At 29.4% G+C, this 15,544-nt stretch carries 12 protein-coding genes; 4 read left to right on the forward strand and 8 right to left on the reverse strand.

Annotated features, from left to right (window positions below):
* Positions 1 to 33: 33 nt before the first annotated feature.
* Positions 34 to 2,976, forward strand: a complete 2,943-nt coding sequence (gene secA, locus BMUR_RS04335) for a preprotein translocase subunit SecA (RefSeq protein ID WP_013113383.1) — start codon at positions 34 to 36, stop codon at positions 2,974 to 2,976.
* Between the two features lie 183 nt (positions 2,977 to 3,159).
* Here the strand turns inward: secA and BMUR_RS04340 are convergent, their stop codons facing one another.
* On the reverse strand, positions 3,160 to 4,371 hold the full coding sequence (locus BMUR_RS04340; RefSeq protein WP_013113384.1) for a hypothetical protein: 1,212 nt from the start codon (positions 4,369 to 4,371) through the stop codon (positions 3,160 to 3,162).
* A gap of 547 nt (positions 4,372 to 4,918) precedes the next feature.
* On the opposite strand from BMUR_RS04340, the gene BMUR_RS04345 reads away from it, so the two are divergent.
* Entirely contained in the window at positions 4,919 to 5,497 is a 579-nt protein-coding gene (locus tag BMUR_RS04345; protein ID WP_013113385.1) for a DNA/RNA non-specific endonuclease, read from the forward strand.
* Between the two features lie 62 nt (positions 5,498 to 5,559).
* Here BMUR_RS04345 and BMUR_RS04350 read toward each other — a convergent pair whose 3' ends face one another.
* From BMUR_RS04350 to BMUR_RS04380, 7 genes are all read right to left on the reverse strand, one after another.
* Positions 5,560 to 8,046, reverse strand: a complete 2,487-nt coding sequence (locus BMUR_RS04350; protein WP_013113386.1) for an ATP-dependent Clp protease ATP-binding subunit — start codon at positions 8,044 to 8,046, stop codon at positions 5,560 to 5,562.
* 177 nt (positions 8,047 to 8,223) lie between these two features.
* Positions 8,224 to 8,553, reverse strand: coding sequence for a hypothetical protein (locus BMUR_RS04355; RefSeq protein WP_013113387.1), 330 nt, complete (start codon positions 8,551 to 8,553; stop codon positions 8,224 to 8,226).
* Entirely contained in the window at positions 8,550 to 9,122 is a 573-nt protein-coding gene (locus BMUR_RS04360) for an RNA polymerase sigma factor (protein ID WP_013113388.1), read from the reverse strand. Before BMUR_RS04360 ends, BMUR_RS04355 begins: the two co-directional genes overlap by 4 nt.
* Positions 9,123 to 9,201: 79 nt before the next feature.
* A complete protein-coding gene (clpX, locus tag BMUR_RS04365; RefSeq protein WP_013113389.1) occupies positions 9,202 to 11,016 on the reverse strand; it encodes an ATP-dependent Clp protease ATP-binding subunit ClpX in 1,815 nt (604 codons plus the stop codon).
* A gap of 17 nt (positions 11,017 to 11,033) precedes the next feature.
* Positions 11,034 to 12,356, reverse strand: coding sequence for a 30S ribosomal protein S12 methylthiotransferase RimO (gene rimO, locus BMUR_RS04370; RefSeq protein WP_013113390.1), 1,323 nt, complete (start codon positions 12,354 to 12,356; stop codon positions 11,034 to 11,036).
* Positions 12,357 to 12,495: 139 nt separating this feature from the next.
* Complete coding sequence (locus BMUR_RS04375) at positions 12,496 to 13,821, reverse strand: helix-turn-helix domain-containing protein (RefSeq protein ID WP_013113391.1); 1,326 nt, start codon at positions 13,819 to 13,821, stop codon at positions 12,496 to 12,498.
* Positions 13,822 to 13,836: 15 nt separating this feature from the next.
* On the reverse strand, positions 13,837 to 14,574 hold the full coding sequence (locus BMUR_RS04380; RefSeq protein WP_013113392.1) for a LolA family protein: 738 nt from the start codon (positions 14,572 to 14,574) through the stop codon (positions 13,837 to 13,839).
* Positions 14,575 to 14,900: 326 nt separating this feature from the next.
* Here BMUR_RS04380 and BMUR_RS04385 point away from each other — a divergent pair, with 326 nt between their 5' ends.
* Positions 14,901 to 15,146, forward strand: a complete 246-nt coding sequence (locus tag BMUR_RS04385) for a hypothetical protein (RefSeq protein ID WP_013113393.1) — start codon at positions 14,901 to 14,903, stop codon at positions 15,144 to 15,146.
* A 21-nt stretch (positions 15,147 to 15,167) separates the two neighbouring features.
* On the forward strand, positions 15,168 to 15,512 hold the full coding sequence (locus BMUR_RS04390; protein ID WP_013113394.1) for a hypothetical protein: 345 nt from the start codon (positions 15,168 to 15,170) through the stop codon (positions 15,510 to 15,512).
* Positions 15,513 to 15,544 lie beyond the last annotated feature (32 nt).

Raw genomic sequence — 15,544 nt, forward strand, 5'->3', positions numbered from 1 at the left:
AGACAATTTTACCTTTAAGGAGATTTATATCTGATGGGAGCAATGGATTTAGTATTCAAATTGATATTCGGCTCTAAAGAACAAAATGACGCTAAAGTATTAAAACCTATAGCAGAAAAGACATTATCATTTGAAGAAGAGATAAAAAAATTAAGTAATGAAGAACTTACAAATAAAACCAAAGAGTTCAGAGAAAGAGTAGAAAAACATATAGGCTGCAAAACAGAAGAATTAGATTTAAGCAAAGAAGAAAACAAGAAAAAACTTCAGGATATATTGGACAGTATACTTCCAGAGGCATTTGCAGTTGTTAGAGAAGCTAGTATAAGAACTACAGGAATGAGACACTTTGATGTTCAGGTAATGGGTGGAACTGTACTTCATCAGGGAAGAATTGCTGAGATGAAAACAGGTGAAGGTAAAACACTTGTTGCCACTCTTGCAGTGTACCTTAATGCTTTAACAGGACTTGGAGTGCATGTAGTTACAGTAAACGATTATCTTGCCAAAAGGGACGCTGAATGGATGACTCCTATATATTCTATGCTTGGAATATCTGTCGGCATACTTGATAATACTAGACCTCATTCTCCAGAAAGACGTGCTGTTTATAACTGCGATGTTGTTTATGGTACTAATAATGAGTTTGGATTCGATTATTTAAGAGATAATATGGTTACAAGAAAAGAGGATAAAGTTCAGAGAAAATTCTATTTTGCCATAGTGGATGAGGTAGACAGTATCTTAATAGACGAAGCTAGAACTCCTCTTATAATATCAGGACCAGCTGAAAAAAACATAAAAATGTATTATGAAATTGACAGAATAATACCTATGCTTAAACAGGCTGAAGTAGATGAGAGAATGCGTGAGGTTGCAGGTACTGGTGATTATGTACTTGATGAAAAAGATAAAAATGTATACCTTACAGAAGAGGGAGTACATAAAGTAGAAAAACTCCTTAATGTAGAAAACTTATACGGTGCTCAAAGCAGTACAATAGTTCACCATGTCAATCAGGCTTTAAAGGCTCATAAAGTATTCAAAAAAGATGTTGACTATATGGTTACAGACGGAGAAGTTTTGATTGTAGATGAGTTTACAGGACGCGTACTTGAAGGAAGAAGATACAGCGACGGACTTCACCAAGCAATAGAAGCCAAAGAAAAAGTTGCTATACAAAATGAATCACAAACTTATGCTACAATAACATTCCAGAACTATTTTAGAATGTATCCTAAACTTTCTGGTATGACAGGTACTGCAGAAACAGAAGCAGAAGAGTTTTATAAAATATATAAATTGGATGTGGCAGTTATACCTACCAATAAACCTATAGCAAGACAGGATTTATCAGACAGAATATACAGAACTAAAAAGGCAAAATTTGAAGCATTGGCAAAATATATAAAAGAACTTCAAGACGCTGGAAAACCTGCACTTGTTGGTACTGTATCAGTAGAGATGAACGAAGAACTTTCTAAAGTGTTCAAAAGACATAAAATTAATCATGAAGTATTAAATGCTAAAAACCACTTAAGAGAGGCACAAATAATAGCACAGGCTGGAGAACCGGGAGCTGTTACTCTTGCGACAAACATGGCAGGACGCGGTACCGATATTGTACTTGGAGGAAACCCAGTTGCTAAAGGTGTATCTGAGATAGAACAGGTGCTTGTGCTTATGAAGGACAAAGCATTTAAAGAAAGAGATCCTTACAAAAAAGAAGAATTAACTAAAAAAGTAAAAGCAATAGACCTTTATAAAGAAGCATTTGTAAGAAGTGTTATTGCTGGAAAAATAGATGAAGCTAAAGAATTGGCAGAGAAAAATAATGCCGATGAAATGATAGAAAAAATTGACAGAATTATTCAGATAAATGAAAAATCTAAAATAGATAAAGAAAAAGTTCTTGCAGCAGGCGGTTTGCATGTTATAGGAAGCGAGAGACATGAAGCAAGGAGAATTGATAATCAGCTTAGAGGAAGAAGCGGAAGACAGGGAGATCCGGGGCTTAGCGTATTTTTCTTATCGCTTGAAGATGATTTGATGCGTTTATTCGGAGGCGAGAGAGTATCAAGAATGATGCTTGCTATGGGAATGGGCGAAGAAGAAGAACTTGGTCATAAGTGGCTTAACAAATCAATAGAAAATGCTCAGAGAAAAGTAGAAGGCAGAAACTTTGATATAAGAAAGCATTTGCTTGAGTATGATGATGTTATGAATCAGCAGCGTATGGCAGTTTACGGAGAAAGAGACTATATACTTTATTCTGATGATATATCTCCTAGGGTAGAAGAAATTATAGCTGAAGTAACAGAGGATACTATTAAAGATATAAGCGACAATAAAAAACATGTTGATCCTTTGGAAGTAACAAAATGGCTTAATAGTTATTTAATAGCAATAGATGAAGATGCAGCAAATAAAGCTGTAGAAGGCGGTGTTGATAATGCTGTGAAAAATCTTACTAATCTGCTTTTAGAAGCATACGGAAAAAAATCTTTGGAAGTAAATGAAAAAATATTCAGAGAAGTAGAAAAAAACATATTCCTATCAATAATAGATAACAGATGGAAAGATCATCTATTTGCTATGGATAGTTTAAGAGAAGGTATAGGTTTAAGAGGATATGCTGAAAAAAACCCTCTTACTGAATATAAACTTGAAGGATATAAAATGTTTGTAGCTACTATGAATGCAATACACAATGAACTTGTAAACTTAATTATGAGAGTACGTATTATACCTAATTCATTTGATGCTATGGAAAGAGAAAGTGCCTTTGACGGCGGAGTTGAGGAGAAAAGCAGTGCTAGTGCTATGAATGGAAACAACAATCAAAACATTCAAAGCAAAGTAAAAACTGCTCAGCCTAATGTAAAAATGACTCAGAAAATAGGAAGAAATGATCCTTGTCCTTGCGGAAGCGGAAAAAAATATAAACACTGTCATGGAAAAGATAATCAGCAGTAAAATAATATAAAAAACATAATTTTTAAAAGGCATATATACTAATTATATATGCCTTTTTTACTGGTATAAAAATATATCTATATAATTGCATTCGTAAAAAACAATAATAGTCTATCAAATTATTAAAAATTATATTTTGTAAAGAATGTATTCAATATTTTTATTATAAGGACTAAAATAATACTATTGAATATCCACTATATCTATCACATAATGCGATATAGGCCTGCTTGAAGAAGCATATAAATCTGAACCTATTGCCCCCATATTTGTAATGACATCTAAAAAATATTTATTTGCTTTGTAATTGGCATCATTTAATATTGATTGATAACAGGCATTTTGTATTGCAGAAGTATCTCCTCCGCTTGCAACTAAAGATAATGCTTTTGTTAAAGATTCTTGTGCTTGCATCTTATAAGTATTCATATCACTTATTAAATCGTTTATTTTATACATTTCACCACCGCCATGCTCTACCAAACGTACTAGATAATATTTTCCATTCTTTTTAACAGGTAAAAGCCATAACTGACTAGCAGAAGCAGTAGAGCCAATATATACATAATTAGTATCATTGTTCAAATAGTTTGTAGGATTTAATCTAAAGTGTGAATCAGAACTTCCGTCTTCGTTTAATCCTATATCAAACATATGATGATTATTAAAATCTTCTTCTTTGAAGTCGAATTTAGTTTCTAATCTTTGAGCTAACTGCTTCATTCTGTCGGATAATCTTGATATACTAAATTCTCTAGCACCCGGAGAATACATATAAATATATATTTTTCCATTTTGAGATGTTATAGGTATTCTGTATTGGTCTATAGCTTTTTTTATAGATGCATCTGTAGGTATTTGATTTATTTCAGTCCAAGTTATAAGGTCTTTACTTGAGTAATATTTATTGCCGTCTTCTATAAATATAGTATCAGCATTTGTATATGCTTCTCCATTAACTATCATTGTAAAGGCTCTTATTATTCTTGCATCATCACCTGAGTAATTAATATTTGTTCTTACTTCCTTCATATAAAAATTATCATTTACATCTATTTCTAACAAATTATAATATGATGTATTGGTATATTTTACAGTTTTATCTTTAGAGTTATAAGAGCATTTATCAATAGCAGTTAAATAATATCTTCCATTAAAATCAAAAAAATTTCTATAATTATTATAAATTAACCATGTATATGATTCACTGCTGTATATACTTTCAATAGGTGTAACTTCTACAGCTGCGTCTTTAGATGGTATGCTTAAATTTGCTATAGGGTCTTCTATGAATTCTGTTCTTTGAGGTATGTTGGGATTAAATACATTTCTTCTGCACGAAAATATAGTTAACATAATTAATATACAGGATATGATTATTAATATTTTTTTCATTATTTATCTCCTAATTTGAAATTGTTTATTATAAAAAATTGATATGTTTGTTTTATTGGTTTTATGAATAAATATACTATTAAAATTTTGTATTTTATGATATCAGTATATGATATAATATATACAATTTTGAATATTTTATCGGTTTCATATTATTTATATATTTTGTTAATAATAGAAAATGATAGTAATATGATGTTTTGAAAAAATAGATATGTTTTTTTAATGAAAATAGAAAGTTTAAAGTATTAGTCTGTTCTGTTCTGTTTATTATTCATAATAAAGATATATACTCCAAATATATATGTACATACTATCATAATTATAAATATTTTCAAGTATTAAAAAAAACAGCTGTAATATCATTTTTTATAAATTACATAATAAAGTATTATTCATAGATAGGTAAGAAACAATATAAGATGATACCAAATATAAGATGAATTTCTACTAAAAAAATATAAAAGTCATCTTTTAAAATGTTGTATACAGCCAAATATTAATTATAATATATCAATTAAACTAATCGATAATAAATCATGTAATTATGAAAAAATATATTTTTTATTTAATGCTTATATTATTTTTAGTTTCCTGCAAAACAGTTCAGGTATACAATATAAGAGATGATTCTGATAAATCTCATTTTGTAAAAATAAACAGAGTAGAATATTTAAAGCCCAATATAAAATATAATATAGACGGAACAGAATATAACACTGATACACTATCAAGAATATACAAAGTTACAAGAAAAAATAGTTTGATACTCTCTAATGCTAAGCGAAATAATTATGCTCAGAGAAAAATAGTAGAACTTTACGGCATAAAAGACTGCGATCAGGGAGGGCATATTATAGGCAGACAATTCGGTGGCTCTCCTAATATTGATAATTTAATACCAATAAGCAAAAGTTTAAATATAGGCGAAATGCTAAAAACAGAGATGGAATGGAGAGATAATCTCAATGAAGGCAATGAAATAAAAGATATAATAATAAATATAGAATATGTATACACAAATATGCGTCCTAATATAATAAGAATTAATTATACAGTAGATAAAGATTATACCAATTATAAAGTAATAAAAATATTTACAAACATAGCAGAAACAAACAATTAAAAAACGCCCCAAAATTATAATACAATTTTGAAGCGTCTTAAATATTTATAGGAGTATGTTAACTAACTTTTGGATAATTCCTTATCTTCAGTCTTAACTGACTTAGTATAAGAAAATATCAAAGAGCCATCATTAGCATCAACATTAATAATATCACCCTCTTCTATATTACCAAACAATATTTCTGTACTCACATAATCTTCTATCTCTTTTTGTATAGCTCTTCTTAAACTTCTAGCACCATACTTCTTATCAAAGCCTTTATCTATAATATAGCTTTTGGCTTCTTCAGTCAAATTAATTACTATATTTCTTTCTTTAATAGCTTCATTCAATTCTTTAAGCATTATATTAATGATATCTTTAAGATCATCTTTAGTGAGGGTATGGAAAACTATAATATCATCTATTCTGTTTAAAAACTCCGGATTAAAGTTTTGTTTTAATTCTTCTAAGGCAAAATTTTTGATATCATTAGTATCTTTTTCGCTTCCAACTGCATTAAATCCTAAAGAGCTGCCTTTAACTATATCTCTGGCACCTAAATTACTTGTTATTATAATGATAGTATTAGAAAAATCAACCTTTCTTCCAAAATTATCAGTAAGCTGCCCCTCTTCAAGCACCTGCAAAAGTATATTAGTAACATCAGGGTGAGCTTTTTCTATTTCATCAAAAAGTATAAGAGAATAAGGTTTTCTTCTTACTTTTTCAGTAAGTCCGCCTCCTTCTTCATAACCGACATATCCCGGAGGAGCTCCTATAAGTCTGCTTACAGCAAATTTTTCCATAAACTCACTCATATCTATTCTTATAAGTGCATCGCTGTCTCCGAACATAAACTCTGAAAGCACTTTAGCTAAAGCAGTTTTTCCAACTCCAGTAGGTCCTAAGAAAATAAAACTTCCAAGCGGTCTTTTAGAAGTTTTAAGTCCTGCTCTGCTTCTTCTTATAGCTCTTGATATAGAAGCTATAGCCTCTTTTTGACCTACAACCTTCTGATGAAGTTCATCTTCCATGCCTATAAGTCTTTTGCTTTCTGAGTTTAGAAGTCTTTTTATAGGTATATTAGTTATTTCTGATATTACATGTCTTATATCATCTTCTTCTATATAAGTTTCAATTTTTTCTCTTTCTTCACGCCATTTCTCTTCTTTTTTAGAAAGCTCTTCCTGCAAAGCTGTAATTTCATCTCTTATTTTAGCAGCCTCTTCAAAGTTCTGATTATCAACAGCATTCTTTTTATCCTGATTAAGCTCTTCTATTTTCTTTTCTAAATCTTTAAACTCCTGAGGTCTTGTCATATTCATAAGCCTTGCTCTTGAACCAGCCTCATCTATCAAATCTATAGCCTTATCAGGCAAATGTCTTTCAAAAATATATCTTTTACTTAAAACAGCAGCTGCTGTAATAGCCTCATCAGTATATTTTACTTTATGATGTTCTTCATATTTTGATTTTATACCATTTAATATTTCTATAGTATCTTCTATGCTAGGCTCTTCAACATTGATAGGCTGAAATCTTCTAACCAAAGCACCGTCTTTTTCTATATATTTTTTATATTCATTTATTGTAGTAGCTCCTATACATTGAATTTCACCGCGTGAAAGAGCAGGTTTTAACATATTAGCAGCATCTAAAGCACCCTCAGCTCCTCCCGCACCTATTAATGTATGAAGCTCATCTATAAATATTATTATATTATTAGCTTTTTTAATTTCCAAAACTATATTTTTTATTCTCTCTTCAAATTCACCTCTATATTTAGTACCTGCAACAACAGATGACAAATCAAGAGTTAATACTCGTTTTTTGAGAAGTATATCAGGCACATCAGCAGATACTATTTTCTCTGCCAAACCTTCAACTATAGCCGTTTTACCTACACCTGGCTCACCTAAAAGTATAGGATTATTCTTTTTTCTTCTTGAGAGAATCTGTACTACTCTCATAACTTCATTTTCTCTTCCTATAACTTTGTCCAAAGCCTTATCACGTGCTAGTTTAGTTAAATCGCGGGCAAACTGATCTAATGTAGGAGTTTTTACTTTTTTTACTGTTTCATCTTGATGAGTCTGCTCTGAAGAAGATATACTGCTTCCAGCTACACCAAGCATTTTTAATATTTCCTGTCTTAATATAGTAAGTTCAAGCCCCATACTTGTAAGTACATTATATGCTGTACCGCCCTCTTCTCTTAAAAGTCCAAGAAGTAAATGTTCTGTACCTATATAGTTATGGCTTAAAGCTCTAGCCTCTTCTGCCGACCTGCTTATGAGTTTTTGTACTCTAGGAGCAGTAGGTAATGTACCAAATACTTTTGTAGATGAAGATTTAACCATAGCAGATTCAAGCTCAAGTTTTAATCTGTCCAAATCAATTTTCAATCTAAGTAAAACACGTGTAGCCAAAGCCTCTGATTCATGAAGAAGCCCCAAAAGAATATGCTCTGGAGTAACCATATCATGATTTAATCTTTTAGCCTCTTCCTGAGCATATAATTCTATAACCTTTTTTGCTTTACTTGTTAAATGAAATTGAAACATATTACAATCCTATATATAACATTATATATAATATATAATTATCTTTATAATTTTTAATTTAATAGCTATTATTATCGGCTATAATAGAAATACTATTATTAATTAAAGCCCGATAAAATCATAGATTTTACATATAATGATGCTAAGAGATAAAAGCATTAACAGCAATTTTTTATTTTAAATAAAACTGCTGTTAGCTACATTAACAACATTTATATTATTTCTCGTAGTTGATGCAGTATTTGTCTTAATATTAGTATCATCTTGAGGGGTTGAATATAATAATGATAATACCAATGCTAAAACTATTGCCGAAGACAAAGCAAAAGAAAGCCTAGCAGAACACATAAAAGCATAAAAAGGATTAAATTCATTTTTCTTAGAACTTTCCATCTTAGCCCTTTGAAGCATGTACTGCCATTCTCTATCAGGCAAACTAGGCAAATCGAAATAATGTTTTCTTCTTTCAATTTTGCTTTTAAATTGCATCATCTCATGTAATTTCATAAAAGAGTCCTTTCTTTTTCTAATAGCGATTTCATTTTTTTAAGGGCATAAGAATAGTTGCTCTTAGCCGAATCGCTTGATATATTTAAAATATCTGCTATTTCTTTATATGAGTAATTCTCATAATATCTCAATATAAAGACATCTCTCTGTTTTCCCTTCAATTTTCTAGAGGCATTATATATTTTCTCCTGAAGGTATATCCTCTCATATTCTTTTTCGGTATTATACCTCTTATCATCTACTACCTCTAATTTTTCCAAATAAGGCGACTCTCTCCTATAAGCCTTAGAATACATGTTTATAGCGGTATTGCTTATTATACGGTATAGCCAGCCTTTGAAATAATTACGTTCTTCATATCTGTCTATAGCTTTATAAACACGTATAAGTACATCTTGTGTTAAATCCATAGCATCTTCATAATTATGCATGAAACGATATGATAAATTAAATATATAATTTTTATATCTAGTTAATAATAAGTCTAATGCTTCGCTGTCGCCTTTTTTATGTGCCTCTATAAGTTCATAATCTTTTAATAATTCTTTTTCTTTAGTTTCTATCATCTCTGCAAACTCCAATTATCTGTTCTTAAAATAATATATACACATTATTTATAACAAATACAATAACATTTAAGTAAAATCAGGCCATATAACTTTCTTTGACAAAATTCTTATTAGAACCGTCAGTTTTCTTTTTATCATTTCCTGAGTTTACTGCCTCTTTCTCATTAAACGCACACTCTATATCATATTTAGTAAGAGTGAGAGTATTGCCTTTTATACCGTCCAAATTAAAAAGTATATTGACCATTGCTGTTTCTACTATACTTTTTAATGACCTTGCCCCCATATTCATACTAGAAGCCTTATCAACTATAAAGTTAATAGCTTCTGAAGTTACAGTAAGTTTTTTACCTATACTTCTAAAAAATTCCGTGTATTTTATGATAGGAGATTCTTTAGTTTTTGTCAAGATATCTTTTAAATTTTCCTTAGTAAGCTCATTTAAAGTTACTATTATAGGTATTCTTCCTATAAACTCCGGTATCATACCATATTTTTCTATATCTTTAACATCAACTTGACTTAATATTCTATCCTTTTGAAGTTTATTAATAACTGCATTAGAACCGAAACCTAAACTATTTTCTCCTTTCAAACGCATTTTTATAATATCATCAAGCCCAACAAAAGCACCGCCGAATATGAATAATATATTTTTAGTGTTCATAAGTATGCCGTCGCTTGAATGCATCATACGCCTATCTCCGAACTCCGGAACCCTTATGTCCTCTCCATTCATCATAGAAAGCAAAGCCTCCTGAACAGCCTTATCTGAAGGGTTGCCGGTAGTAGACTGATGTGCATCTGCCTTCGCTATCTTATCAACTTCATCTAAAAATACTATACCATGCTGAGCATGCTCCAAATCTCCATTAGCCTTTCTATATAGATTGTACAAAACAACCTCTACATCATCTCCTACATATCCTGTTTCTGTAAGTGTAGTAACATCGGCACGTGCAAAAGGAAGTCCTAAAATATCGGCTAATGTCTTTACCAAATAAGTTTTTCCAACACCTGTAGGTCCTATCATAAGTATATTAGACCTAAAAGGTATTTCTTTATTTCCGCTTATTCTAAGGCAATGCAGATATGCATGTACTGCCAATGCCTTTTTAGCCTCATCCTGACCTATAACTGTTTTATCAAGTTCTGCTACTATTTCTTTTGGTGTAAGTATATCTGATGATTTTTTCTTACCTGATGCCTTATTTTCTGATGTATATTTTCTTATAACTTCTTCGCTGTTTATAACTCCTTCTATAATACTATAATTCTCTTTCTCCAAAAAAGCAAAAATGATTTTAGAGTTAATAAATGTTATAAGCGTATTTGATATCTCTAATATGCCGCCGCTTGGATACGGTTCATGAGATAATGTAAATATACCGCTTGACATTAATTTACCTTTAGGGTCAAAATAATGATATTTATTTATATATATATCTGAATTTAGAGTAATAAGTTCTAATATACGTCTGATAGATATGGCAGACATAGAATCCCCATAAATTGTATATACTAAAACTGAATATAATATAAATCTCTCATCTAAATTAAGTTCTCTTTCAGTTATAAATTTTTCTATATTAAAATTATATTTCTTAAAACCAGATATTTTTCTTACATCACTCTTTAATGAATTAACAAGCAAATCAACCTCATTGGCATTATTAACAGCTTTTTCATTGTTAGAAGTCATTTCATCTTCATACCCTAAAGCTCTGTCAATATTGCTTGATAATCTTCTAGTCATATCATTTCTATCGGATATCAAATTTAATGTATAAACTATCTTAGTAATTATTTCAAAATATGCCCTGAAAGCATCGTCTCTGTCTTTGTATTTTTCCTGATTTTCTTTAGCTTCTTCATTATTTTTCTTCTTCATAAATAATCCTCCTAAAACTATTTAACCAAATCACCTATTAAATCATATTCTGTATGATGAGTGATATTTACTTTAACTATATCACCTATATTTATATCATAATTATTTTCATTATAAACCTCAACACAGCCGTCAACCTCTGGGGCATCATATTTGCTTCTTCCTATAAACTTATTATCATCTTCTTTTTCTTCTATCAATACATCTATAGTTTTTCCTATAAATCTTTCAAGCCTCTCTTCAGAAACCTCTATAGCAGCCCTCATAAGTCTCTCTCTAAGCATCATTTTTTTGTTTCTGCTTATTTTAGGCTTATCTATAGTCAATGCTTTTGTATTCTCCTCTTCGGAATATGTAAACACCCCTACCCTATCTATTTTGGCACTTCTCACAAATTTTATTAACTTCTTAAAACTCTCTTTGGTTTCACCCGGAAAACCTACTATTAAAGAAGTTCTTATTACAGCATTTTCATCATAGCTTCTTATTCTATTAATCATATTTCTGTAAAATTTGTATGCTCTTTTTCCTCTATTCATATCTTTAAGTATTTCTTCATCAACATGCTGCAAAGGTATATCAAAATAAGGAACAACTTTATCTATAGTAAAAAATGCTTTTATTATATCATTATTTAGTACAACAGGATTTTGATATAATACCCTTATCCATTCAATACCTTCAATCTTTGAAAGTTCTTTTAGCAAATCCGGCAAAGCTAATCTTTTATAAATATCATGTCCGTAATATGTAGTTTCCTGTGCTATTAAATTAATCTCCTTAGCACCATTTCTAGCATAATTCTCTGCCTCTTTAACTATATCTTCAATCTTCCTGCTTCTATGATCTCCCCTAATACCGGGTATAGCACAAAAACTGCAATTAGCATGACAGCCGTCACTTATCCTTATATAAACACTATATTTAGAACCAGTATTTATTCTATCCCCATACTCTTTATATTCGGTATTATCTTCTCCGTCATAAAAACCGTCTTTATTTACAGCTTCCAATATCTTTTCCAAATCATGTATACCTATAGCAGCATCAACCTCTTTAAACATATCAAGAAAATTATCTTTATACCTTTCACTCATACAGCCGGATACTATAAGTCTTTTACATTTTCCGTATTTTTTGTACATAGAATGGTCAAATATAGCATCAATTGATTCTTTTTTTGAATCTTCTATAAAAGCACAAGTATTTATAACTATAACATCAGCATCTTCCGGATTATTGGTAACATTAAATCCGTTTTTCTGTAATATAGCTAATATATGCTCTCCGTCAACCGTATTTTTCTCGCAGCCCAAACTATGTAAATATATATTCTTCAATTAATTATCCTTTATATTAAACTTTGTATCACATAAACTTTATATTCACTTAACTTAATAAAGTTACAATATATTTATAAAAAAACTATAACAATTTAATAATTTCTTATAAAAATAATTATTTTTTAATCCAAAAATATTATTTAGTATCTGACATAATAAGATTATATCTAGTAGAATCATTAAGATTCTTAACCCATTTTATAGTCTTATTAACAGTCTCTCCAGCACCGCCCACATTAATAACTTTTCCATTAACCTTAACTACTACCTCGCCAGCATTACCTATAGTAAGCATAACAACATCTTTAGCTTCTAAATATAATGTCTTTCCGCTTAAAAGGTTTGTTGTAGCAGGTCTGTTGGAATCTATAAAATATCTTACATATACAAAATGCTTAGCAGTTATCTCTATTCTAATATCAACTTTTTCTGTATCCTGCTCTATATAAGTTTCACCGTTTATAACAAGAAGATTAGTAGAAACTGTATTATTATAGTTTGTACTGTTTAATTCTGCCTGATCTATTTCTGTATTATAACCTGTATTAACCATCTGATTTTCTTCAAGCCTTTCCATCTCAACTGTGGCAGAATTATCATATACTTCTATAACGCTTATCTTAAAATCATTTATACCATTTCCGTTTAAATCTAATATTATAGGATTGCTCTTAGAAAATGATAAATCCTGACCATTTATATTAATATGAACAACATTACCTATAGTATTAAATCTTATAGTAGCTGATATGCCTAGAGGCTTAAAATATATAATGTCTCCTACCTTAACACTCTGTCTTGCCTTACTGTCAACTATATTTTTAGATATTTCTGTCTCATTTCTGTTTTGTTTTTTACTTGGAGTAAAAAAGCCCAATATATTATTTCTATTAACAAATATAACAGCAAGAACTACAATTACAGCAAGTATAATAATAATTGTAGGAATTACAGATTTATTTTTATTTCTTAATTTATACAAATCTCTTTTTGCCATAAAAAGTAAATCTGCTTCGGCATTATTAGAATTCATATTTTTATTTTTTTTATTTGTTTCTTTTATAGTTTTTTCTTCATTTTTTTCTGTATTTATGGCATCTTTTAGACTTTCTTTTGCAGGCGTCTGATTCTCTTTTTCTTTACTGTTATCCTGTTCAGTATTTTCTTTTACTTTTTTTACATTCTTACTGCTTTTAGTATTTTTTAATAGATCCTGTTCTGATTTTATGCCGTTTTTCTGTAAATTATATCTCTCCAAAACCATATTGGCATCTAATGATAATTTGTCGCTTAGATTCTTTATAAATCCTTTAACATATATCTCACCTGGCAGTACATCAAATTCCTCATTTTCCAATGCTTTTATAAATCTAGCAACTATATGAGTAGAAGCCTCTAATTCTTCTATTGTAAGCCCTTTTTTTTCCCTAGCATTCTTTAATATTTGACCAATAGTTTCCATATAAATCCTTAAAAATTAATTATTTGGTACTAAACCATCTTTCAATACTTGCATATTTTCTTCTATTACTGGTTCAAAATCTTTGTTTCCGTCTTCATATTTTGGGTTATATCTTATACTTGTAAATAAATACTCTACTGGAACATTAGTTGTAGTTATGCCTAATATTCTTATAATCATACCAGTATCATCTACCCATAGATGTATTTTTGTAAAGCCTGTTCTATCCACACTGGCCTGCTTAGAAGTCAAAAGCATATGATAGGCTCTTCTGTTATCATTGCCGGCATAAGAGGCACTATTGTATTTTGCAATGCCGAGTTCTGAGTCTTTAAAACTATTAACAGATACCAATTCGCGTTCATTATAAAAATCTATATTGAATTTACTCGTTAATCTTAATATACCTTCCGCTGTATAAATAGCTCCGGAATCGCCGTAATTAAGTTTCTGCTCTGCTACAACATTATTTCTAGGAAAAATTATCCATAAAGTCTCTCCGTTGCAGTATATTGACTGTCCGTTGGCACCGCTTGTATATTCCATTTTAAATAGATTTGGATTTTTAGTTATTAATTTGCCGTATGACAATTTTTCTCCGTTACGCTCTACAAAATTAGCTGAAAACCCGTTTATTTTTGAAAATCTATTGGATATCATGCTGACAACTCTTTCGGGAGTCATTATTTGAGTATATGCTATTGAAGATAATGATAGAGATAATAGTATAATAAAAAGTATTATTTTTTTCATAGATATTTTTATTTGTCCTTAAATGAAATAGATGTAATTTATACTAATATTATATGATATAATAAAAATATATAAAAAACAAGTATTTTATTTTTTATTTGTAAATTACGAAAAATTCATACTCATTTTTAGCAAAAAACGAGTATGAAACTTGAATTTTTTATCTATATATATATTTTTTATCAATTATAGGAACTATATATTACATCAAATTAATGACTTATTTTAAATATAGAGTATATTTTTAACGTATAAATAATTATTAAAACAAATCACATTATACATAAAAATAAGTTATATATATTTGAAAAAATAGGAGGATAACTATGAAAATAAAAAAAATAGATAATACGAAATATAATATGTCAAAATATAAAAGCATATACAGTAACAGAAGTGCAATAATACAAAATGATGAAGAAATAGTGCTTCTTCTTGGAAATGAAATGCGTAAAGAAGGGGTTGTAGATGTAGAAACTGCTGTATATTTATCTTTGCCTAGTTTTCTAAGACTATATGATACTTTAAAAGAAAAAGTTGATATGTTCAGAGATGGAGGAAATTTATTATAGTAAAAGGAGATTATTAAGTTTATGATAAAAGAATACTGCATTAAAAATAATAAAAATATAATTCTTATAATAGAAAAAGATATTAATAAAAAAATGTATAATGAGCTTTACTGCATACTAAACAGAATTCTTGAAAATGGAAGCAAAAACATTATCATATATTTCAGAAACAGTATAAAATATATTATTTCAAATGCGATATATTTAATGCTTGAAACACAAAAGGTTCTTGAGTTTAGAGGAGGAAAAATGATACTTACCGGATTAAACGAATATGCAAAATGGTCTGTAAAATCATTGGAAGCTCATAAAAAAATAAAGATATTTGATAATATTCAAAATGCTATAAAAGAAATTACAGCATAATAAAAACATATAATAAATAAAAAGCAAGGATA

Origin of the sequence: Brachyspira murdochii DSM 12563 (assembly GCF_000092845.1) — a bacterium.
GTDB classification, from domain to species: domain Bacteria; phylum Spirochaetota; class Brachyspiria; order Brachyspirales; family Brachyspiraceae; genus Brachyspira; species Brachyspira murdochii.